We start from the raw sequence: 20,042 nt of genomic DNA on the forward strand, positions 1-20,042 counted from the left end.
TCGTGGGTGCGGCCCTCGTACGTCAGGTCTCACTTCAGGTGACGACCGAAGAACCGGTTCCCCTCGTCGTCCCACTGCAACAGGAACAGCAACGGAACGTCGACCTGCCGGGCCTCCTCGCCGAGCAACTGGCCCTGGGCCCGGCCGACTTCAGCGACATGAGCTGCACCGGCGCCACCATCGCGGACCTCACCTCCCCCCAGTCCACCGACAACGGCGTCAACCGCGCCCAGCTCTCCGCCCTGTCGGACGAGACCCGCCTGGTCACGATCGGCATCGGCGGCCCCGGTCCACCCCAACGCCCAAGGCGAACGCGGCATGGCGGACGCCGTACTCCACGCCATCGCCGCCCCCAAGTAGCCCAAGCAGCCGGCGCGAAGTACGGGCGGGCCCAGAGGACGCACCCCTGGGCCCGCCGGTGCCGCCCATGACCCACACCCCCACAGGACATCCACGAACTACTACCTGCACCGTATTGCTTGACTTAGGCAAGGACTTTATTGTGAGGGTGTAGATGTACGTCCCCACGGAGGCCCGACCATGACCCACGCAATCCCCCGCCCCGCCGACGTCGGAAGGTCCGCACCGGCGCGGCCCAATGCCGTCGTCGCGGTGCTGGCCTTCGGCGGCATCGTGGTCGCACTGATGCAGACGCTGGTGATCCCGATCGTCCCCGAGCTGCCGAAGCTCCTGGACGCCCCGTCCTCGGACACCGCCTGGGCGGTCACCGCGACCCTGCTGGCCGCCGCCGTCGCCACGCCGATGATGGGCCGGCTCGGAGACATGTACGGCAAGCGCCGCATGCTCCTCGTCAGCCTCGTCCTGCTGGTCGCCGGTTCCGTCACGGCCGCCCTCAGCGACTCCCTGGTCCCGATGATCGTCGGCCGGGCCCTGCAGGGTCTGGCCTCCGGTGTCATCCCGCTCGGCATCAGCATCATGCGGGACGAACTGCCCGCCGAGCGGCTCGGCTCCGCGACCGCCATGATGAGCGCCTCGCTCGGGGTCGGCGGCGCCCTCGGTCTGCCCTCCGCCGCGCTCATAGCCGACAACTTCGACTGGCACGTACTGTTCTGGAGCTCGGCCGTCATGGGCGTCGTGGCCCTCGTGCTGGTCCTGGCCTTCGTACCGGAGTCGAGGGTCCGCACCGGCGGGCGCTTCGACCTGATCGGCGCCGCCGGTCTCGCGGCCGGGCTGATCTCCCTGCTCCTCGCCATCTCCAAGGGCGCCGACTGGGGCTGGGCCAGCGGCACGACCCTCGGCCTCTTCGCCGCAGCCGTCGTCATCCTGCTGGCCTGGGGCTTCTTCGAACTGCGCACGAGCCAGCCGCTGGTCGACCTGCGCACCACCGCCCGCCGCCAGGTCCTGTTCACCAACCTCGCCTCGATCGCCCTCGGCTTCGCCATGTTCGCGATGTCCCTCGCCCTTCCGCAGCTCCTGCAGTTGCCTGAGGCGACCGGCTACGGTCTCGGTCAGTCGCTGCTCGCGGCCGGCCTGGTCATGGCCCCCTCAGGCCTGGTGATGATGGCCACGGCCCCGGTCTCCGCCGCCGTCTCCAAGGCCAAGGGCCCCAAGGTGACGCTGATGATCGGCGCCCTGATCGTGGCCTCCGGCTACGGCCTGAACATCGTGCTGATGACCGAGCTGTGGCACTTCATCGTGGTCTCGTGCGTCATCGGCGCCGGCATCGGCTTCACCTACGGCGCGATGCCCGCCCTCATCATGGGCGCCGTGCCCGCGTCCGAGACGGGCTCCGCGAACAGCCTCAACACCCTGATGCGGTCCATCGGTACGTCGTCCGCGAGCGCCGTCGCCGGTGTCGTCCTCGCCCAGATGACGACCGACTTCGGCGGCACCGCGCTCCCGTCGGAGAACGGCTTCAAGACGGTCCTGGCCATCGGCGCCGGCGCCGCCCTGGTCGCCTTCGCCATCGCCTCCTTCATCCCGGGCCGCCGCGCGGCGACGGAAGCGGCGGGCGCGACGGCTCCCGAGCCGCTGCCGGAGGCGCCCGCCGAGAAGGCACCAACCCCGGTGGCAGCCGCTGTCGGCAGCGGTACGTCCGACTCGTCGTCCGAGGAAGGCATCCCCGTGCGCGGCCGGGTCCGCGGCGCGGAGAGCGTGCCGGTACCGGGCGCCGCCGTCACCCTCATCTCCCTCGAAGGCCGCCAGCTGAGCCGCTCGGCCACCCAGTCCGAGGGCACCTACGCCGTACACGCGCCCACCCCGGGCTCGTACGTCCTGATCGCCTCCGCCGACGGCTACCAGCCCCAGGCCTCGACGGTCACCGTGACCGAGCAGGCGGTGTCGTACGACGTGCTGCTGAGCGGCACAAGCGGCCTGGTCGGGGTGGTCCGCTCCGCCGACAGCGGTACGCCGGTCTCCGGGGCGGTGGTGATCGTGACCGACGTCCGGGGCGACGTACTGGCCGGTGGACAGACCGACGTACTGGGCGAGTTCACGATCGGCGACCTGGTCCCCGGCCCGGTCACCCTCGCCGTCAACTCGGCCAAGCACCGCCCGCTGGCCCTGCCCGTCGAGATCGGCGGCGCCGGGAACACACGCGTCGAGGTCGAGCTGAAGCCGGGCGCGAACGTCCGGGGCACGGTACGGGGTGCCGGGCTCCCCCTGACGGACGCGAGCGTCACGCTGATGGACGCGGCCGGCAACGTCGTCGCCACGACGACCACGGGCCTGGACGGGGTGTACGCCTTCTCCGACCTGGACACCGGCGACTACACGGTCATCGCGACGGGCTACCCGCCGAAGGCCAGGCAGGTCACGGTCTCCGGCGCCGGAGTCGACGACCACGACGTCGAACTGGCCCACCAGCGCGACTAGTTGACCAGTTGACCCCCGGTTCGCGTGCGGGCGCTCAGAGCGGAGGCAGTGCGCGCGGACCGGTCGGGCAAGGACCCCCGGCAGGCGGCAAGGGACGGCAGGGGACGGCCGTGAACCCCGCCACCGGGAACCCCGCCCAGGGGTGCACCTCCGTCAGTCACGGCGGGTGGAGTTGGACGTACAGGCAGTGCAGGGGGAGAAGCTCCCCTGACAGCCGAATGGCGGCGGGCGGCGGAGCAAGCCGCCGCACGGGCGAAAGATGCAGGTCAGAGGCGCGTCACAGTGAACCGGGACGGTTACTGAACGCCAGCGAGCGGTTGCGGCCGGTGGCCGGGGTTCTCACCGTGGGCCCAAAGAGAGCAGCTCTCGAAAGGACTGCGCATGCGCGCCCTCGTTTCCCGTTCCGGCCCCCGCTCCCGCGGGCTCCTCCTCCCGTCGTCCGTCGTCTGTGCCGCGCTGATATTCGGCCCGGTCGGCGCGGCCGTCGCCGTCACCGACGCGAGCCGGGACGTCTACGCCTCCGTCGGCGCCGACACGACGTCCTCCACCTACGCGGACCGGGTACTGCAGCGACTCGGCGCCCTGGAGCGCGCCGACCGCAGCGACGTACTCACCCCCGTCCTGAACGTCCTGACCGACCTCACCGAGCAGACGGGCACCGGCCGTATGACCGCGCCCCAGGCAGCCGGTTTCGCGAAGGCGGTCGAAACGGCGAACGCCTCCCTCAAGCAGCGTCTGGCGGACCGGATCGGCACGTCGAACAGGGCCGCGACCGTCCGCGCCGCCGCCCTGGCCGACCCGATCTCGGACCTCCTGGACCAGCTCTCGGCCACCCTCGCCGGCCTCCTCGACACGGTGACCGGCCTGGTCGGCGGCCTCCTGGACACGGTCACGGGCCTCCTGGGCGGCATCCTCGACACCCTCGGCGGCCTCCTCGGAGGCCTGCTGGGCGGCCTCCCGCCCCTGCCGGTGGAACTGCCCCCGCTCGAACTCCCGCCACTGGAACTGCCGCCGGCGGCAGCGGTACCGGCGACGCCCGCACTGCCGGCGCTGCCTGCTGTACCCGCTGTACCCGCTGTACCCGCTGTGCCTGCTGTGCCTGCTGTGCCCGCGCTTCCGGCGGCGGGGAGCGTGGCGGACCCGGTCCGCTGACGACCCCGTAGAGCCCTACGACCCGTCTCGCCCCGCTCAGCCTGATCCGAGGCAGGGCGGGACAGGTCAGGGCGGGTCAGGACTGGCCCCGATGTGGTTCGCTGCCTGAATGACTCAGGACCTGGAGACCCTCGCGTTCGAATCCGCCGAGGCATTCGAGGCATGGCTCGGCGAGAACCACACGACCTCGCCCGGCATCTGGCTCAAGCTCCGCAAGAAGACCCCCGGAACCCCCGGAACCCCCGGAACCACCGGAGCCACCGGAGCCACCGGAGCCACCGGAGCCACCGGAACCGTCGCCCTGGACTACGCCCAGGCCCTCGACGTGGCCCTCTGCTACGGCTGGATCGACGGCCAGAAGGCAGGCCTCGACGACCAGTGGTGGCTTCAGCGGTTCACCCCGCGCAGGCCGCGCAGCAAGTGGTCGAAGATCAACTGCGGCAAGGTGGCCGTCCTGATCGAACAGGGCCGGATGCGCCCGGCCGGGCAGGCCGAGATCGACCGCGCCAAGGCGGACGGCCGCTGGGAGGCCGCGTACGACAGTGCGAAGACCGCCACCGTGCCGGACGATCTCGCGGCGGCCCTGCTCGCCGACCCGGCCGCGGCGGCGTTCTTCGAGACCCTGGACCGGCAGAACCGCTACGCGATCCTGTACCGGATCCACGAGGCCAAGCGCCCCGAGACCCGGGCGCGCAGGATCGAGACGTACGTGGCGATGCTGGCGAAGGGCGAGAAGCTCCACCCGTGACCGACCGGCGCGGCTGCCGCTCATCACCTCGCCAAACGGACCCGGTGAAGTCGACTGCGGTTCGGCGGCGCCGCCAAGGGGCGCGGGGCTGTTCTGAATTTGCGGCTACCGCCGCGTGGGCGCGACCAGCCACGACGGCGCTGCAGCCGAAAGACAACCATCACGGCACATCCGGCGGAGCGCTTAGGGAGTACCGCATGTCCGGCGAGAACGAGAAGGACCATGGGCCCCGGAACCTCACCCACGACCCCACCGGGGCCCTCACCGAGACCTTCGCCTTCACCTGCCTCGACTGCGGTACGGCCTGGAACCGCACCTTCGAGGTCATCGTCCTCCCCGACCCGGCCGGCTGCCTCAACCCCCTGGAGTACGTCGACGAGGACGGCCGCGCCATGCGCTCCCCGCTGACCGACGCCGTGTGCGCCACCTGCGGCAGCCGAAAGGTACGCGTGGGCTGACCCTCACCGGCCCCGGTTACTGCTGCTACTGCTGCTTCTCCTCGAAGGAGGCGAAGTAAGCAGCGGCCATGTCCTCGTCCCCGTGCCCCTGCTCGGCGGCCCGCCGGAACCGCTCGGCGCTCGCGGCGGCCACGTCCAGCCGTACGCCGTTCCGCTCGCCCGCCTCGACGATCAGCCGGGCGTCCTTCGCGGCCGTGGACACCGCGAAACTCGCCGGAGTCAGCCCGTCGTTCAGGATCAGACCGGCCTTGGCCCGCAGATAGCCCATGTCGAGCGGACCGCCTTCGATCGCGTCGAAGAAGCTCTGCGGCTCGACGCCGAGTGCCTGCGCGAGGGCCAGCACCTCACCGGTCGCGTTGGTGACGGCCAGCACCCAGCTGTTGGCGACGAGCTTGAGCCGCGTCGCGCTCCCCGCCCCGCCCTCCTCACCGGTCCACACCGTACGGGCGCCGACCGCGTCGAGGACAGGCGCGACGGCCGCCCGGTGCTCGGCGGGCCCGGCGGCGAGCACGAGCAGCTGCCCGGCCTCGGCGGGCTGCCGGGTACCGAGGACGGGCGCGTCGAAGAAGACAAGCCCCAACTCCCGTGCCATCACACCCAGTTCACCGATGGCATCCACTCCCGCCGTCGTCGACTGCACCCACGCGGCCCCCGTCCGGAGCGCGGGCGCGGCCTCACGCATGACCTCCCGGACGGCATCGCCGTCGTACAGCATGGTCAGGACGACATCGGCGTCCCGTACGGCGTCGGCGGGCGTGTCGGCGAGCATGATCCCGCCCTCGATGGCCAGGGGCTCGGCCTTGGCGCGGGTCCGGTTCCACACCCGGACGGTGTGCCCGGACCGGGCGAGGTTACGGGCCATGGCGGCGCCCATGATGCCGGTGCCGAGGACTGCGACGGCGAGGGAGGGGCTGCTCTTGCTGTCGGTGTCGGTCATGAAGTCAGTTAACCAAGTGGACTGGGTCTTGCCAGCCGGTGAATCCATCCACCAAGATTCCGCCCGATGGATAAAATAGTGAACCGGAGCCGGCCGTGACCCCGGCGCTGAAGTCAGCGAGCGGCGCCTTCGCCGCGGCCCTGACCCTCTGTGTGCTGGGCACAGCCCCGGCCCCCGCAGCGACGGCGACCCCGCACTCCGCCACGGCTGCATCCCCCCTCCCCCACCTCCCCCACATCTGGCCGACCCCCCAGCAGCTGAGCCCCGGCCAAGGCACCCACCCGCAACCGGTCCCGAAGCAGGTCGTCGAGGTCATCGGCAAGGCCACCGACCCGGCGGCCCGCACCCTCGTCGAACGCGTCCTGCGCGACGCCGGCGCCCACACCATCCGTACGGTCACAGCGGGCCGCCCGATACCCCCCGCCGCCCTCACGGTCTACGTGGGCGGCCCCACGGAAAACCCGGCAACGGCAAAGGCGCTCAGCAAGCTCGGCGCCAAACCCCCCACCCAACTCCCCTCCGGCGGCTACACGTTGGCCACCGGCAAGGGCACCGTCGCCCTGTCCGGAGTGGACACGACGGGCACGTTCTACGCGGCCCAGACCCTCCGCCAACTGATCACCCACAACTCGATCCCCTCCGCAACGGTCCGGGACTGGCCGACAACGGCCCTGCGAGGAGTGATCGAGGGCTTCTACGGCGCCCCCTGGACCCAACAGAACCGTCTCTCCCAACTCGACTTCTACGGCCGTACGAAGCAGAACGTGTACGTCTACTCCCCCAAGGACGACCCGTACCTGCGCGCGAACTGGCGCGACGAGTACCCACCCGCCCAGCTGGCCACCTTGAAACAACTGGTCGACAGGTCAGCCGAGAACCACGTCCGCTTCACCTACGCCCTCTCCCCCGGCCTGTCGGTCTGCTACTCCTCGGCCGCCGACGTCAAGGCACTGGTGACCAAGTTCGAGTCGCTGTACGCGATCGGCGTGCGCTCGTTCGCCGTACCGCTGGACGACATCAGCTACACGGCGTGGAACTGCGCGGCGGACAAGGAGAAGTTCGGCACGGGAGGCGGAGCGGCGGGCGCCGCCCAGTCGGCCCTCCTCAACAACGTGGCCAAGGACTTCGTCGCCGCCCACACGGACGTGACCCCGCTGGAGATGGTCCCGACCGAGTACTCCGACCTCGCCGACTCCCCGTACAAAACGGCGCTGCGCGAGAAGCTGAACCCCTCGGTTGTCGTCGAGTGGACAGGCGTAGGAGTCATCGCACCGACGATCACCACTGACCAGGCCCGTCAGGCAAGGGAGTTGTTCGGTCACCCGATCCTGATCTGGGACAACTACCCGGTGAACGACTACACCACCAGCCGCCTCCTCCTGGGCCCCTACACGGGCCGCGAGGCAGGCGTACCCACCCAGGTCACGGGCATCACCGCCAACCCGATGATCCAGGCGGAGGCCAGCAAACTCGCCCTGTTCACCTCGGCGTCCTACGCCTGGAACCCAACGGCGTACGACCCCCGGGCAGCGTTCCTGGCCTCGGTGAAGGACTTCGCGGCGAACGCCCCCAGATCGACGGCAGCCTCCCTCCGGGTCTTCGCGGAGAACAACTACTCCTCCCTCCTGGACGCCACGGAGTCCCCGACCCTGACTCCCCTCCTCAAGGCGTTCACGACGGCGTACGAGAGCGGAGAGGGCCTGGACAAGGCGGCCGACGCGCTGACGGCCTACTTCAAGTCGATGACAGAGGCCCCAGCAGACCTCCGCGCGAACCTCGCCAACGCCCAGTTCCTGACCGAGACTTCGCCCTGGCTGGACAAACTCGGCGCATACGGCGAGGCGGGCACGACAGCCGTAGACCTGATGCTGGCGCAGAAGAACGGCGACACGGAAGCGGTATCAACCCTCTACGCCCGCCTCCAGTCGCAACGCAAGCAACTCGACTCGGTCCCCCAGCAGATCGCCCCCGGCGTACTGGACCGCTTCCTGTTCGACGCGACCCTGAGAGCGGCCCCGGACCCGGGCCCGGACGCATCCTTCACGCCTACGTCTCTGTCCCTGACCCCAGGCGACAGCGCCACCTCAACCCTGACAATCACCGACAACCGCTCCACAACCACCAGGACAACAACCTGGAAGATCAAGGAGGTTGACGGCCTGACGGTCACCCCGTCCTCCGGCACGGTGACCGTCCCGGCGGGCGGAAAGGTCACCGCAACCCTGACCTTCAAGGCGGAGAGTGAGGCTGCGGCGGGCACAAGATCGGTAGCAGTCACCGGAGATGGACTGGTGAGCCGGGCAATCCCGGTGCAGATAACCGCAGTCGGCGGCAGCGAACGAGCCCTGACCGCCAACTTCAGTGGCGCGTCGGTCAGTTCGGTGGACCTGACCTCCGGTAGCTCCACCGAAATCCCGGTCGGCAACAACCCGGGTGAGGTCGTGATCAGCCCGGACGGCCGTACCGCCTATGCGGCGAACCAGGGTTCGGACACGGTGAGCGTCATCGACGTAGGCACGTCGAAGGTCACGGCGACCGTGGCGGTCGGGGACGTACCGGCGGGCCTGACCCTCACCCCCGACGGCCGCACGCTCTGGGTCGCGGACTACTCCGACGACGCGATCCAGCCCATCGACCTGGCAACTGGCACGGCGGGCGCGAAGACAGCGGTGGGCGACGGCCCGGAGAACATGGCGATCACCCCGGACGGCACCACCCTGTACGTGGCGAACATCCACGACAGCACGGTGAGCCCGGTGAACCTGTCAACGGGCAAGGTGGAAACGGCAGTTGCCGTCGGCCCGAACCCGTTCAACGTGGTCGCGGCGCCCGACGGGAAGACGGTGTACGTGTCCAACTCGGGCGGCTCGACGGTCACTCCCATCGACACCGCCACGAACGACACCCGCCCGACCTACCTGGTCACCGGCCAGGCGTACGGCCTCGCCCTCTCCCCGGACGGCCGCACCCTCTGGGTCAGCGCGAGCAACGGCGACACGATCACCCCGCTCGACACGGTGACCGGCGCCCCGGGCACCCCGACCACCGTCGGCCGCTCGGCCTTCGACATAGCCCTCAACTGGAACGGCACCACGGCCTACGTCACCACGGCCGACGCCGGCACCTTGATCCCGGTGACAACGGCGACGGGCACAGTGGGCACGCCCTTGAAGACAGGCGCGTACCCACTGGCGGCGGCGGTAACGGGGGTGCCTATCAACTGAGGCAGGCAGGAACGCCCTGCTTTTAGGGGCGCGGGGAACTGCGCGACCAGCCACAACGCACCCGCAGACGAAACACGCCACCCGTCCGACGGTTACTGCATCTCGGCCCAGGGATCAATGACCGCCGGACGGGCAGGCGCCGGCGCCGCAGTCGCCCGGCAAGTGAACCCCAGCCGATTCAACGCAGCGATCATCTCCTTCTCGGTGAAGTCACGCCGGTCCAGCCGAGTAATAACCGCACCGACCTGCTTGACCGGGTAGTCAACTCCACCGATGACGACGGCCGCACTGGTGATGGGCTCGGGAGCAACCCCGTCCATCTTGTGCGTGACCTCACTCATGATCAGGTCGAACGGGAATCGTGCGATCACACAACGCATGGTGCCTCCGCAGGTCGGGAAGGGTTACGGGTGCTGTACAGGTGCTCGTGCTGAAGCTGGTGCTAGCTGCTCTGACGTGCGTCGGTACCCGGACGCCGGTTGCGGGGCGCCCGACGCCGACGGCTGCGTGGCTCTCCGGAGCCGTCCTGCTCCGTACGGGCGGACGTGCTCCCACCCGGCGTACGTGGCGGCTTGGCACCGCCACCGGTCGGACGCGACGCCTTCTTGCCGCTGCCGCCACCCGACGTACGTGATCCGGCACCGCCACCGGCACCCTCCGCACCCCCACGGCGCGACCGCGTGCCCGAGGAACCCGCAGCCGAACCCGTGCCCGAGCCGGAACCCGAGCGGGAGCCGGACCGGGACCGCGAGGACCTGGACCGGCCGGAGCCGTCGCCCTTCGACGGGGACGGCGGGGTCGGGGCCGGGACCGGGATGACGACGGGTATGCCCGACGGCGTACGGGAGCCGGTGATACGGGTCAGTTCGGCGGCGCCGGGGGAGACCTTGGCGGTGTTCGGGTTGACGCCCGCCGCCCGGGTCAGGCTCCGCATCTCACGGCGCTGCTCGGGCAGGACCAGGGTGACGACGCTGCCGGAGGCTCCGGCACGGGCCGTACGGCCGCCGCGGTGGAGGTAGTCCTTGGCACCGCCGGGCGGGTCCACGTTGACGACCAGGTCGAGGTCGTCGATGTGGATGCCTCGTGCGGCGACGTCGGAGGCGACCAGCACGGTGACCTCGCCGGTCTTGAACTGGGCGAGTGTGCGCGTACGTTGGGGCTGGGAACGGCCGCCGTGCAGGGCCGCCGCACGGACACCGCTCTTCAGCAGGTGCTTGGTGAGGCGGTCGACGCTGCGCCGGGTGTCCATGAACATCAGGACGCGTCCGTCGCGGGCGGCGATCTCGGTGGCGACCGTCTTCTTGTCGACGTCGTCGACGTAGAGCACGTGGTGCTCCATCGTCGTGACGGCGCCGGCGTGCGGGTCGGTCTGGTGCACCACGGGCTCGTGCAGGTAGCGGCGGGCCAGCCGGCCGACGTCCGCGTCGAGCGTGGCCGAGAACAGCATGCGCTGTCCCTTGCGCGGCACCTGGTCGAGCAGGTACGTGACCTGCGGCAGGAAGCCCATGTCGACCATCTGGTCGGCCTCGTCGAGGACGGTGACGGAGACCCGGTCGAGGCGGCAGTCGCGGCGGTCGACGAGGTCGCGGAGCCGGCCGGGCGTCGCGATGACGACCTCGGTGCCGGCGCCGAGCGCACGGGCCTGACGGGAGATGGGCAGCCCGCCGACGACCGTGGTCATCTTCAGCTTCATGGCGCGGGCGTGCGGGGTGAGCGCGTCCACGACCTGCTGGGCGAGTTCACGGGTCGGTACGAGGACGAGAGCCAGCGGGCGTCCCGCTTCGGCGCGCTGTCCAGCGAGCCGGGCCAGCATGGCCAGGCCGAAGGCCAGGGTCTTGCCCGAGCCGGTCTGGCCGCGGCCCATGACGTCGTGGCCCGCGAGGGTGTCCGGCAGCGTGGCCGCCTGGATCGGGAAGGGGACGGTGATGCCCTCGGCGGTGAGGGAGGCCAGCAGCGAGGGCGGCAGGCCCAGGTCGGCGAACGACCGGTTCATGCAGAACCTTCCTCAATGCGGCACGTCGGCAGAGAACACGGCAGCGCTCAGCGTCCGCCGCGACAGCGGCGGCACACAGGACAGAAAGGCCGTGGGGACGGGCCGAAAGGAAACGAGCAGTGAAGGGGATTCTGAGACACCCCAAGAATGAGGGACGGCGACCGGTGTCCGGTGGAGTCCGGTGCGGAACCGTCCCGAAAAAACTGTGAGCCGGGGCCCACACCCCAAGGTGCGGGCCCCGGCCACAATCACGTGTGTTGTCGATCTACCAGCTGACTAGGTTGACTAGCTGACTAGTGGACCGGCAGGTTCACGCGGATCAGGCGGGGAGGATGTTCTCCGCCTGCGGGCCCTTCTGGCCCTGCGTGACGTCGAACGTCACCTTCTGGCCCTCGTGGAGCTCACGGAAGCCCTGGGTGGCGATGTTCGAGTAGTGGGCGAAGACGTCGGCGCCGCCGCCGTCCTGCTCGATGAAGCCGAAGCCCTTTTCCGCGTTGAACCACTTAACGGTACCGGTGGCCATGTCAAATCTCCTTGGGGCATGCTCGGGGGCCCGCACCGTGCGGACCCCGCGTCGCCGCAATGATTGCCCCGCCGGAACTAACACCGGAAATCTTTGGGAACCACAACTGCAACTGAAAACCACGCTAGCACAGAACCCGCCCCCACGGACGTGCGGCAATGTCACACGTCCGGCGGGAATAGTCTCCCCAGGTCACCCCACCCGAAGACCACGGGGACACCGTCCCGGCCCCCCAGGGTAACCGCGCCCACCAGCCACCCCAGCAACAGCCCGGACGACGCCGACGCCGGACGGTTTCTCAGCCCCCGGCGAAGAACTACACGTCCAGCACCCGGTGCAGGAACTGCTGAGTACGTGCCTCGACAGGACTGCCGGACACCTGGTCCGGTGGTCCCTGTTCGAGGACCACCCCACCGTCCATGAAAACCACCCGATCGGCCGTGTCCTTCGCGAACCGGCGACGGCGGTGACGATCACGGAGAGTCTGGGTGGGCGGGGTCCCGTCGCCTGATTCGACGTGTGTGAACATAGACGTATGTCGAATATGCCGAGCGCGCCGAGTACCGGGGGCACGGAGACGGTCGTGGCGTGCTGTCCTCCCCTGACTGAGCGTCCGCTCACCGCTGAGGAGGCCGAGCGGACGGCGGCGATGTTCAAGGCGCTCGGCGACCCTGTGCGGCTGCGCCTGTTCTCGCTGGTCGCCTCGCACGAGGGGGGCGAGGCGTGCGTGTGCGACATCTCCGACGTGGGCGTCTCGCAGCCGACGGTCTCCCACCACCTGAAGAAGCTCAGAGAGGCGGGCCTGCTGTCGTCCGAGCGACGCGGGACGTGGGTGTACTACCGGGTCGAGCCGGCGGTGGTGGCGGCGATGGGCCAACTGCTGACACCCTCCGGCCCGTCCGGCGTCTGAGTCAGGAACCGTCGTCCGACGAGGTCCGACCGCCCGACTTCCGGCCCGAATCGGCCTTGCGCAGCAACTCCCCCGCGAACAGCGTCACGCGGGCCACCCCACGCACCCACCGCGGCCCACCCCGCGCCGCCCACACGACACACACGCATCCCCCGACGACCAGCGCCAGGATGCCGCTCAGCACGACTATCTCCACGTTCCTCCCCCTCGATCCCCTCGATGCACGATCCGCGACATCTTGTCAGCTCATCACATCGATCGTGATGCCATGCCTGGACGATCCAGAAGATCTCGAATCTGTCAACTGCGCTTCCGGCAAGGACACTCTCACGCTTGGCTGGAGAGCGACACATCCGAAATGGGGGTAGGGGATGACGGGGGCAAGCGGTGCGTTACGCGTCGTGGCGGGGGCGGGTCTGCTGGTCACGGTAGGCGTGGCGACGAACCAGGTCCTCAACGACGGCAGACTCAGCTGGACCTGGTTGTACGCCTCGCTCTGCGTATCGGCACTGAGCCTCGCCTTCTCGGAGTCGGGAACCACCTCCGCCCCCGCCGAGAGCGGGAACACCGGTATCGCGCACGGCGGCCGCCGGGTGTACCTGCGGCAACTGCGGGCGAGTGTCCAGGACATGGAGACCGTCGGCATCGCCACGCAGAGCGAGTTCGTGTTCCGGATGCGTCAGGTGTACGTCGATGTCAGTGTCGTACCGCAGGTATTGCACGCGGCGGCCAGGGAGCCGTACCTCGGATCGGTGGGCGGCGGAGAACGCAGAAGCCTGGCGTCGGTGCTCCGGGATGCCGAGCGCGCCGAGGCGCCCCGGGTCCTGGCGGTCATCGGCGGCCCGGGCTCCGGCAAGACGACGCTGGCCCGCAACACGGCTCTGGAGCTGTGCGCACGCCGCCGGCGTCCGTGGAAGAGACGCTTGCCGGTACTGCTCTACCTCCGTGACCACGCCACGTCCCTGTTGTCCACCGAACCCCCGCCGCTGGAGACGGTGGCGGTCTCGGCGGGTTGGCTGCACGGCAAGGTGTCGGCACGCTGGCTGGCCCGCCGTCTCGACCGAGGAGGCTGCGTGGTCCTGCTGGACGGCCTGGACGAGGTCGCCGACCCGGCGGAACGCAGCCGGGTGGTGGCCTGGGTCGCTCGTCAGATCCAACGGCATCCGCACAACACGTATGTCGTGACGTCCCGGCCGCACGGCTACGAGTCGAATCCGCTGCCGGGCGCGGAGGTCCTCCAGGTACGCCGCTTCACCTGGCAACAGGTCGAGCGCTTCCTGCGCCAGTGGTCGTACGCGACGGAGAGCCGCGCCCGGGGTGCCACCGGCCACGAGGTACGAGCAGCCGCTGTCAGGACCGCCACGGACCTGCTGGCCCGTCTGCGCACACAAGCGGCCCTGTACGACCTGGCGGCAAACCCCCTACTGCTGACCATGACGGCGAACGTGCACCGCTATCGAGGACAACTGCCCGGCAGCCGCGCCGCGTTGTACGCCGAGATGTGCGACGTACTGCTCCACCGCCGCTCCGAGGCCCGCGGTCTGACCGACGCCACGGGCCTTGCCGGGCCGCACAAGCAGCACGTCGCCCAGCACCTGGCCCTGGCCATGATGAAGGCCAGGGTCCGCGACTGGCCGGTGCGTGACGCCGCGAGGGCGATCCGGCTGGCCCTTCGGCAGGTCCCGGGACAGGTGACCGCCGAGGTGTTCCTGAGGGAGGCCCGCAAGAGCGGCCTGCTGGTCGAACGCGAGCACGATGTGCACGGCTTCGCCCACCTCACGCTGCAGGAGTACCTGGCCGCTGCCCAGCTCAGCGCCCCGCACGCCGACACCACCGTCCTGACGGCGAACGTCGACGACCCGTGGTGGCGCGAGACGATCCTGCTCTGGTCCGCCGGCAACGACGCCACGCCCGTCATCGCCGCCTGCCTCGACAGCGGCACCGTCCGCACCCTGGCTCTGGCCTTCGACTGCGCCGAGGAGGCAAGAACCGTCGACCCGGACACCCGGGCCCGGCTGGAAGCCCTGCTCGCCCCGCGCGTCGCCGGTCAGCCTCGCGATCCCGCCCGCACACGCCTCGTGGCCGGGATCCTGGCCACGCGTGCCCTGCGCGAGACCATCCGGATCGACGACACGACCGCATTGTGCGCGCGGCCTGTTCCCTATGCCCTGTACATGGCGTTCGTGATCGAGGAGGAAGCGGCGGGCCGTCATCATCCCGTCCTCCTGGACTCGTCGGAGAGTGGCAGTGGCGCGGCGGTCGGCATGCAGGCCGGTGACGCCGAACGCTTCGTCGACTGGGTCAACACCCTCACCGGAGACGGCGAGTCCGCCTACCGGCTGCCGACCCCGGAGGAACTCGGCGACCCTGCCGCCTTGACAGCCGACCTCGCCCGCCACACCGTCTGGGCTCATGACGGCACCAGGACGGTCCTTCATCAGCCGCCGGGAGCCGACTGGCCCTACACCTACCCGCCCGAACAGGTCGGCTCCACCGTCGCCGCCGACCGGGAACGGATCACCCTCTATCTGCGGCTCGTGGCCACACTGGAGCCACAGCGCAGGCAGGTGGCGGCCTGGACCGGAGTCCTCGCCACCGCGCTCACACACGCTCCAGCACATCGCGGAGCCCCTGCACTGTCCCCGCTGAAACTCCCTCTTCTCCTGGCCATGGCGATCGCGCTCGACCACCTCCGCCTGTATACGGAGGCCTTCGCCGACAACCGAGAGCTCGCCGTCCCTTTCCTGCGAGCACTGGACCTCGCTCGCTCCTTCATTCGCGCCGTCGAGACCGTCCCTGTCCAAGAGCTCTCTCACAACTTGGACCCCGTCCTCGCCCATGCCCTCGAACGGGCCCACTCGGTCGTCGGCGCCTATGCCCCGGCGATCCTCGACGCTGACCTCGGTCCCGACCGCGTTCAGCAGCTCGCCCGAGGCCTCGGCATCGACCCCGCCCTCAGCCGCGCGGTCTCACATATCCACACCCTCGACCTCCACCGCGCCCTCGAACACGCCCAGGGTTTCGACGAATCGCTGACGCAAACCCTGGACCTCGTACTCGAAGCCGCCGCGATCTTCGACCTCGATCCCGGCCTTGTCAGTGCCCTGAGCGACGCCCTCTCGCTTTCCCCGCCCCACCCCTTCCTCTACGACCTCGATCTCGCCGTCAACCTCGCTGTCGGTCTCACCCGCGACCCGCACGCGCAGGTGTTGTCGCTCTCCCTCAACGCCTTCCGTTCCCTGTTCGAACGCCAGTTGCGAGGCTGGCCACTTGGCGCCGCCGATGGCGCGGACCGTCCCAGACTCACCGCCCTGGACGACTTCTTGGAGGTGCAGGCAACTGAGGCAGGGCTGGCGTACGGCCGTTTCGGTTCAGAGGCGCAAGAGGATCCGACCCCTGTCATACGCCTTCAGCGCGACATCCTCCGGTCAACAGCCGCGGACATCCCGACTGGTCAAGCGCAGGGACTGGTGGAGGAAGCCACTGAACTGCTCACAGCGATACGCGACCGAACCATCCCCTGCGACGCCCGAGCACTGTCCTCCGTCCGCACGGCCCTCCTAGCCGCGATGGCCGATCTGGACGAGCCGGATTGGCGCCATCACAGCAGAACCAGCCACCTGTACATGGTCTGGCATAGCCTCGCCGCTCTGGACGCCTCCGCAAACGGCCCCCGCCCCAACCAGATCCTCCGCCTCACCCGCATCCAGTTCTAGGGCTCTCGTACGGATGGTCAGGCGGCGATTTCCTGGTCCACGAGAGCGGGCAAGTACGGGCGCGACAGGGGAGAAGCCGCACCGTCGAGAGGTCCCCGGTCGGTGCTGTACGGGGAGCGACGCGGCGAGGGGATCCGGGCAACTCGATCCGCACACAGTTCCGTTCGGCTCATAGCCTCGCCGACCTGGCTCGCCGTCGACAGCGTTGCCGAGGGCCTTCGCCGTCTGCCGGTCGCGGGCGGGAACAGGCAGAGGAACAGCCGTGTCAGCGGACGCGGGCACAGAGCCCGGGTCAGGACGGCCGCGATACTCGCGTGCACGTCTTCAGCCTTCCGGGGTTGATGCCCACGCCCCGGACGTTCGCACCGCGATCCCGTCCGGGGGCTCCATGACCGCGTAGTCCGCGAACGTCCGGCGGTAGCGGGTGTGCCGGGTGTCCTGGGTGTGCTTGCGCTGCCACTCCTCAACGTCCGCAGGGTGGCTCCGCGCACCCGACTCCGCGCCGCACTCGGACTCGTCCCCCGAGACGCACCTCGTCGCGTACTCCGGCTCCGCCATGGCGTCCTGCACGATCGTGAACGGCACGTACCGGAACACCCTCCGGGTCGCTCGCGGCTGCTCCGGGTGTTCCCGTCGCTGGTGCTGACGCATCAGCACGTTGGCGTCGGTCTCGGCGCTGCGGTCGAACCGTGCCCGCGCCGTTTCGCGTTGCCCGGCGAGACCCGTACATGTCGTACAGCCGGGGGCGGGGACAGGTGGACGGCTCGTGCCGTCGTCGGGCGTGCTCATCGTGTCCGCCTGATCTCCGTCGCGCCGCGAGCCGAGACCTTGACGTGCAGGAAACCGCCCGCCTTCTCGATCTCGCCCGCGATCCGGTCGTACTCCTGCGGCACAGGCGAGATCATCGAGCGCCAGGCCGTGAGCACCGCGCCGGCCTCGCCGCCCTTGACCCGCTCGACGGCCTGCCTCAACCCCTCGCGGTCGTCGGGCGGCAGCAGACCCACGCGGTCCTCGATCACACCGGCGATCTCCCACCCGAACGCCTCGGCGTACTCGGTGCACTCCTTGCGGGGCGCTCCGATGTCAGAGTTGGGGGCGCCGCACAGATAGATCACGCAGCGGAACCGCTGTATCCGCGCGACACCGGTCGCCGCCGCCTCGCCCGGCAGGACGCCCGCCGCCGCTTCCGCGAGTGCCCGACGCCGCGACAGATCACCTTCGGTTCGACGGGCCGTGGTCGGTCCCTGCCGCTTCCCGCTCTCGATGCTGACCATGCATCAATCGTGTCGGCGCGGTCACGCATAGTGAAGTGACGGGACGTACGACCGGGCAAGGTCGTACGGCACCGACTCCTACGCTCCGTAGGGGTTACGCGATCAGAGGTACGCCGATCAGCTCGCTGATGTTCCGCACGCGTGCCGTGGACACCTTGGCGAGACGCTTGCCGATGACGCCGGGCAATGCCTGGTGCTTGACCCATTCCGGGGCGTCGAGACCGACCTCGATCAGGGTGTCCCCGGCCTGGTCGTGCAGGCCGGTCGCGCACTGGGCGAGGGCTACGTCGAGTTTGTAGCGGTTGCGGGCCACCTTCGACATGCCCTTGGGCAGTTTCCGCATGTCGGGCTGATTGGCGAGCTTGAGCGCACGCCCGTAGTTCTTCAGCGCGACGTGGATGCCAACAGCCTCTGTCTTCGCCGCTGTTGGGCCGAAGCTGGTCCCGTAGAGCTTCTCCTCCCGGCCGAGCCTCGCCGCTGCGGCGTGCGCCTGCGAGATGAAGTCGTCCGCCGCGCGCTCGTCCTCGCTTCGCGATGCCGCGACGGCCGCGGAGATCATCAGGCGGCCGTACGCGACCAGTTCGGGGCGAGACGCACTGCTGAACGGCGGTTCGATCGCCATGGCCGCACGCTCGGCCACGGCCACGGCCCGGGGTGTCTTGGCACCACGCAGGTAGATCCAGGACAGCGTGGATTCGAGCAGCGCCGACATCACCGGATCGTCGGCCTCCTTGGCGAGGAGTTTCGCGGACGTGAGCGCGCTCAACGCGAGGTCACGCTGCCCGAAGCCGGTCGCGCACGATGCCGCGACCCGGTAGGTGCTCGCCAGGACCAGCGCCAGCCGCTCACGCTCGACCCCTGTGGCACTGCCGTAGCGGACCTGTCCTTCCATGAGGACCTTCGAGGCGAGGCTGCTCACCTTCGCCGTGTCGCTGGCCCAATACGCGGCCCACGCGAGGTCGCGGACCTCGGTCAGCTCGTCGAGCGTGCTCGGATCGTCGATGCCGTCCCACTCGCCGAGCGCGCTCTCGTGCACGGCGTCGGACAGGTGGCGCAGTGCGGCACGGTCGTCCCGGTTCATGCCACGGCGCGGAGCCTGCTGGCCGAGGATCACCGCGACGTCCGTCTTGAGCGCGCCGGCCAGCTTGAGCAGTGAACCCACGGACAACTCGCCACGGTCCTGCTCGGCCTTCTGCACCAGGGCGAGCGAGACGTCCGCAGCTTCTGCGAGCCCTTGCTGAGTCAGATCGGAACCTCGCAAGTGCTTGATGCGCTTACCGTTCGTAAGGTCGGCCCAGTTGCTCACGATCACCTCGGTGGGTAGCTCAGGCTCAGTGGCTTCGCTTCGATGGTAGGGCCTGGCGCCGAAGAGCCCGGGGTGAACGAAACAGCCGGAAAAGAAGGACAGTTCGGCCACACCCGCACCACCCGCACCATCTGTTTTCATGGCCCACCTTTTGCGCAGGCCTTACGGAGAGCAAAGGTTCTGGCGGCCCCGCCCACCCGTACTCCTCCTCGACGACCCCCCGTCGCAACAGGAGGCAACGTGCGCTTCAACCGGAGCTTGACCGGCACCCTCGTCGTGGGTGGCGCGTTGGCGCTGACGCTGGCCGCGCTTGCCTATCCTGCGATGCTCGGCGTCCAGAACGTGTCCAGCTCGCCCTCGCGGATCGTCGCCGAGACCTCCACGGGGCCCTTGACGGAGGCCGACCGGGACTTCGTCGTGAAGGTGCGGGCGGCGGGGCTCTGGGAGTACCCGGTCGGGCAGATGGCCATCGCGAAGGGCACCTCGCCGGCCGTCGTCACCGCCGGACAGCATCTCGTCGCCGGGCACGCCGCCCTCGACGCGACCGTACGGCGGATCGCCCCGCAGCTCGGGGTCACCATCCCCAACCTGCCGAGTCCGCAGCAGCAGGGGTTCATCAACACCCTGAACGCGGACAGCAGAGGGAAGCAGTTCGACAGCGACTTCGCCAACATCCTGCGCGTCACCCACGGGACGATCTTCAACACCGTCGCCAAGATCCGGTCGACCACCAAGAACACGCTGGTACGCGCCCTCGCCGATCAGGCCAACACCACCGTCCTGGACCACATCACGGTCATGGAGAAGACCGGGCTCGTCGATTTCGACCAGGTGCTCTTCCAGGAGACCACCCCACCGAAACTGCCCGCCTCCGATGTGACCCCGCCCGTCCCGGTGCCGGGCTCCCCGACGGTCGTCCTCACCCCGCCGCCGAACGCTTCTCCGAGTCCGACAGCGGGGTGAGGA

17 protein-coding genes are annotated in these 20,042 nt (G+C 69.6%); 9 read left to right on the forward strand and 8 right to left on the reverse strand.

The window, feature by feature from the left end:
• Positions 1 to 38 precede the first annotated feature (38 nt).
• The 5 genes from LUX31_RS21915 (at position 39) to LUX31_RS21935 (ending at position 5,193) form a co-directional block, all read left to right on the forward strand.
• On the forward strand, positions 39 to 431 hold the full coding sequence (locus LUX31_RS21915) for a hypothetical protein (RefSeq protein ID WP_235476675.1): 393 nt from the start codon (positions 39 to 41) through the stop codon (positions 429 to 431).
• A 109-nt stretch (positions 432 to 540) separates the two neighbouring features.
• Entirely contained in the window at positions 541 to 2,835 is a 2,295-nt protein-coding gene (locus LUX31_RS21920; RefSeq protein ID WP_235476677.1) for an MFS transporter, read from the forward strand.
• Between the two features lie 381 nt (positions 2,836 to 3,216).
• Positions 3,217 to 3,987, forward strand: a complete 771-nt coding sequence (locus LUX31_RS21925) for a hypothetical protein (RefSeq protein WP_235476679.1) — start codon at positions 3,217 to 3,219, stop codon at positions 3,985 to 3,987.
• Between the two features lie 109 nt (positions 3,988 to 4,096).
• Positions 4,097 to 4,735 (forward strand): YdeI/OmpD-associated family protein, encoded by a 639-nt coding sequence (locus LUX31_RS21930; RefSeq protein ID WP_235476680.1) that lies wholly within the window; start codon positions 4,097 to 4,099, stop codon positions 4,733 to 4,735.
• 197 nt (positions 4,736 to 4,932) lie between these two features.
• Positions 4,933 to 5,193, forward strand: coding sequence for a hypothetical protein (locus tag LUX31_RS21935; protein ID WP_235476682.1), 261 nt, complete (start codon positions 4,933 to 4,935; stop codon positions 5,191 to 5,193).
• Between the two features lie 25 nt (positions 5,194 to 5,218).
• On the opposite strand, the gene LUX31_RS21940 is transcribed toward LUX31_RS21935, so the two are convergent.
• Positions 5,219 to 6,130 carry an NAD(P)-dependent oxidoreductase gene (locus LUX31_RS21940; protein WP_235476683.1) on the reverse strand — a complete coding sequence of 304 codons (912 nt, stop codon included), beginning with the start codon at positions 6,128 to 6,130 and terminating at the stop codon, positions 5,219 to 5,221.
• Positions 6,131 to 6,225: 95 nt separating this feature from the next.
• Between LUX31_RS21940 and LUX31_RS21945 the strand changes: the two genes are divergently transcribed.
• A complete protein-coding gene (locus LUX31_RS21945) occupies positions 6,226 to 9,354 on the forward strand; it encodes a beta-N-acetylglucosaminidase domain-containing protein (protein ID WP_235476685.1) in 3,129 nt (1,042 codons plus the stop codon).
• A 92-nt stretch (positions 9,355 to 9,446) separates the two neighbouring features.
• On the opposite strand, the gene LUX31_RS21950 is transcribed toward LUX31_RS21945, so the two are convergent.
• The 3 genes from LUX31_RS21950 to LUX31_RS21960 all read right to left on the reverse strand — a co-directional run bounded on the left by LUX31_RS21950 (position 9,447) and on the right by LUX31_RS21960 (position 11,870).
• A complete protein-coding gene (locus LUX31_RS21950) occupies positions 9,447 to 9,734 on the reverse strand; it encodes an SCO5918 family protein (RefSeq protein WP_235476686.1) in 288 nt (95 codons plus the stop codon).
• A 62-nt stretch (positions 9,735 to 9,796) separates the two neighbouring features.
• Positions 9,797 to 11,347 (reverse strand): DEAD/DEAH box helicase, encoded by a 1,551-nt coding sequence (locus tag LUX31_RS21955; protein ID WP_235476687.1) that lies wholly within the window; start codon positions 11,345 to 11,347, stop codon positions 9,797 to 9,799.
• A 319-nt stretch (positions 11,348 to 11,666) separates the two neighbouring features.
• The gene (locus tag LUX31_RS21960) at positions 11,667 to 11,870 is read right to left on the reverse strand and encodes a cold-shock protein (RefSeq protein ID WP_006373337.1); all 204 of its coding nucleotides are present in this window, start codon (positions 11,868 to 11,870) and stop codon (positions 11,667 to 11,669) included.
• Positions 11,871 to 12,405: 535 nt separating this feature from the next.
• Between LUX31_RS21960 and LUX31_RS21970 the strand changes: the two genes are divergently transcribed.
• The gene (locus LUX31_RS21970; protein ID WP_235476688.1) at positions 12,406 to 12,780 is read left to right on the forward strand and encodes an ArsR/SmtB family transcription factor; all 375 of its coding nucleotides are present in this window, start codon (positions 12,406 to 12,408) and stop codon (positions 12,778 to 12,780) included.
• Position 12,781: 1 nt separating this feature from the next.
• On the opposite strand, the gene LUX31_RS21975 is transcribed toward LUX31_RS21970, so the two are convergent.
• Positions 12,782 to 12,976 (reverse strand): hypothetical protein, encoded by a 195-nt coding sequence (locus LUX31_RS21975; RefSeq protein WP_235476689.1) that lies wholly within the window; start codon positions 12,974 to 12,976, stop codon positions 12,782 to 12,784.
• A gap of 175 nt (positions 12,977 to 13,151) precedes the next feature.
• Between LUX31_RS21975 and LUX31_RS21980 the strand changes: the two genes are divergently transcribed.
• Positions 13,152 to 16,496 carry an NACHT domain-containing protein gene (locus LUX31_RS21980; protein WP_235476690.1) on the forward strand — a complete coding sequence of 1,115 codons (3,345 nt, stop codon included), beginning with the start codon at positions 13,152 to 13,154 and terminating at the stop codon, positions 16,494 to 16,496.
• A gap of 324 nt (positions 16,497 to 16,820) precedes the next feature.
• Here LUX31_RS21980 and LUX31_RS21985 read toward each other — a convergent pair whose 3' ends face one another.
• The 3 genes from LUX31_RS21985 to LUX31_RS21995 form a co-directional block, all read right to left on the reverse strand.
• Positions 16,821 to 17,285, reverse strand: coding sequence for a DUF7848 domain-containing protein (locus tag LUX31_RS21985; protein WP_235476691.1), 465 nt, complete (start codon positions 17,283 to 17,285; stop codon positions 16,821 to 16,823).
• Positions 17,282 to 17,770, reverse strand: coding sequence for a hypothetical protein (locus LUX31_RS21990; protein ID WP_235476692.1), 489 nt, complete (start codon positions 17,768 to 17,770; stop codon positions 17,282 to 17,284). Before LUX31_RS21990 ends, LUX31_RS21985 begins: the two co-directional genes overlap by 4 nt.
• Positions 17,771 to 17,864: 94 nt before the next feature.
• Entirely contained in the window at positions 17,865 to 19,076 is a 1,212-nt protein-coding gene (locus tag LUX31_RS21995) for a helix-turn-helix domain-containing protein (RefSeq protein WP_235476693.1), read from the reverse strand.
• Positions 19,077 to 19,352: 276 nt separating this feature from the next.
• Here LUX31_RS21995 and LUX31_RS22000 point away from each other — a divergent pair, with 276 nt between their 5' ends.
• On the forward strand, positions 19,353 to 20,039 hold the full coding sequence (locus LUX31_RS22000) for a DUF4142 domain-containing protein (protein ID WP_235480008.1): 687 nt from the start codon (positions 19,353 to 19,355) through the stop codon (positions 20,037 to 20,039).
• The last annotated feature ends 3 nt before the right edge of the window (positions 20,040 to 20,042 follow it).

The organism is Streptomyces sp. GQFP, from assembly GCF_021545335.1.
GTDB lineage: Bacteria > Actinomycetota > Actinomycetes > Streptomycetales > Streptomycetaceae > Streptomyces.

Excerpts from the sequence above, each read along its gene's own strand:
- LUX31_RS21920 (WP_235476677.1), top strand. The coding sequence starts at position 541 with ATGACCCACGCAATCCCCCGCCCCGCCGACGTCGGAAGGTCCGCACCG.
- LUX31_RS21990 (WP_235476692.1), bottom strand. The coding sequence starts at position 17,770 with ATGGTCAGCATCGAGAGCGGGAAGCGGCAGGGACCGACCACGGCCCGT.
- LUX31_RS21960 (WP_006373337.1), bottom strand. The coding sequence starts at position 11,870 with ATGGCCACCGGTACCGTTAAGTGGTTCAACGCGGAAAAGGGCTTCGGC.
- LUX31_RS21970 (WP_235476688.1), top strand. The coding sequence starts at position 12,406 with ATGTCGAATATGCCGAGCGCGCCGAGTACCGGGGGCACGGAGACGGTC.
- LUX31_RS21925 (WP_235476679.1), top strand. The coding sequence starts at position 3,217 with ATGCGCGCCCTCGTTTCCCGTTCCGGCCCCCGCTCCCGCGGGCTCCTC.
- LUX31_RS21980 (WP_235476690.1), top strand. The coding sequence starts at position 13,152 with ATGACGGGGGCAAGCGGTGCGTTACGCGTCGTGGCGGGGGCGGGTCTG.
- LUX31_RS21985 (WP_235476691.1), bottom strand. The coding sequence starts at position 17,285 with ATGAGCACGCCCGACGACGGCACGAGCCGTCCACCTGTCCCCGCCCCC.
- LUX31_RS21930 (WP_235476680.1), top strand. The coding sequence starts at position 4,097 with ATGACTCAGGACCTGGAGACCCTCGCGTTCGAATCCGCCGAGGCATTC.
- LUX31_RS21940 (WP_235476683.1), bottom strand. The coding sequence starts at position 6,130 with ATGACCGACACCGACAGCAAGAGCAGCCCCTCCCTCGCCGTCGCAGTC.
- LUX31_RS21950 (WP_235476686.1), bottom strand. The coding sequence starts at position 9,734 with ATGCGTTGTGTGATCGCACGATTCCCGTTCGACCTGATCATGAGTGAG.
- LUX31_RS21955 (WP_235476687.1), bottom strand. The coding sequence starts at position 11,347 with ATGAACCGGTCGTTCGCCGACCTGGGCCTGCCGCCCTCGCTGCTGGCC.
- LUX31_RS21935 (WP_235476682.1), top strand. The coding sequence starts at position 4,933 with ATGTCCGGCGAGAACGAGAAGGACCATGGGCCCCGGAACCTCACCCAC.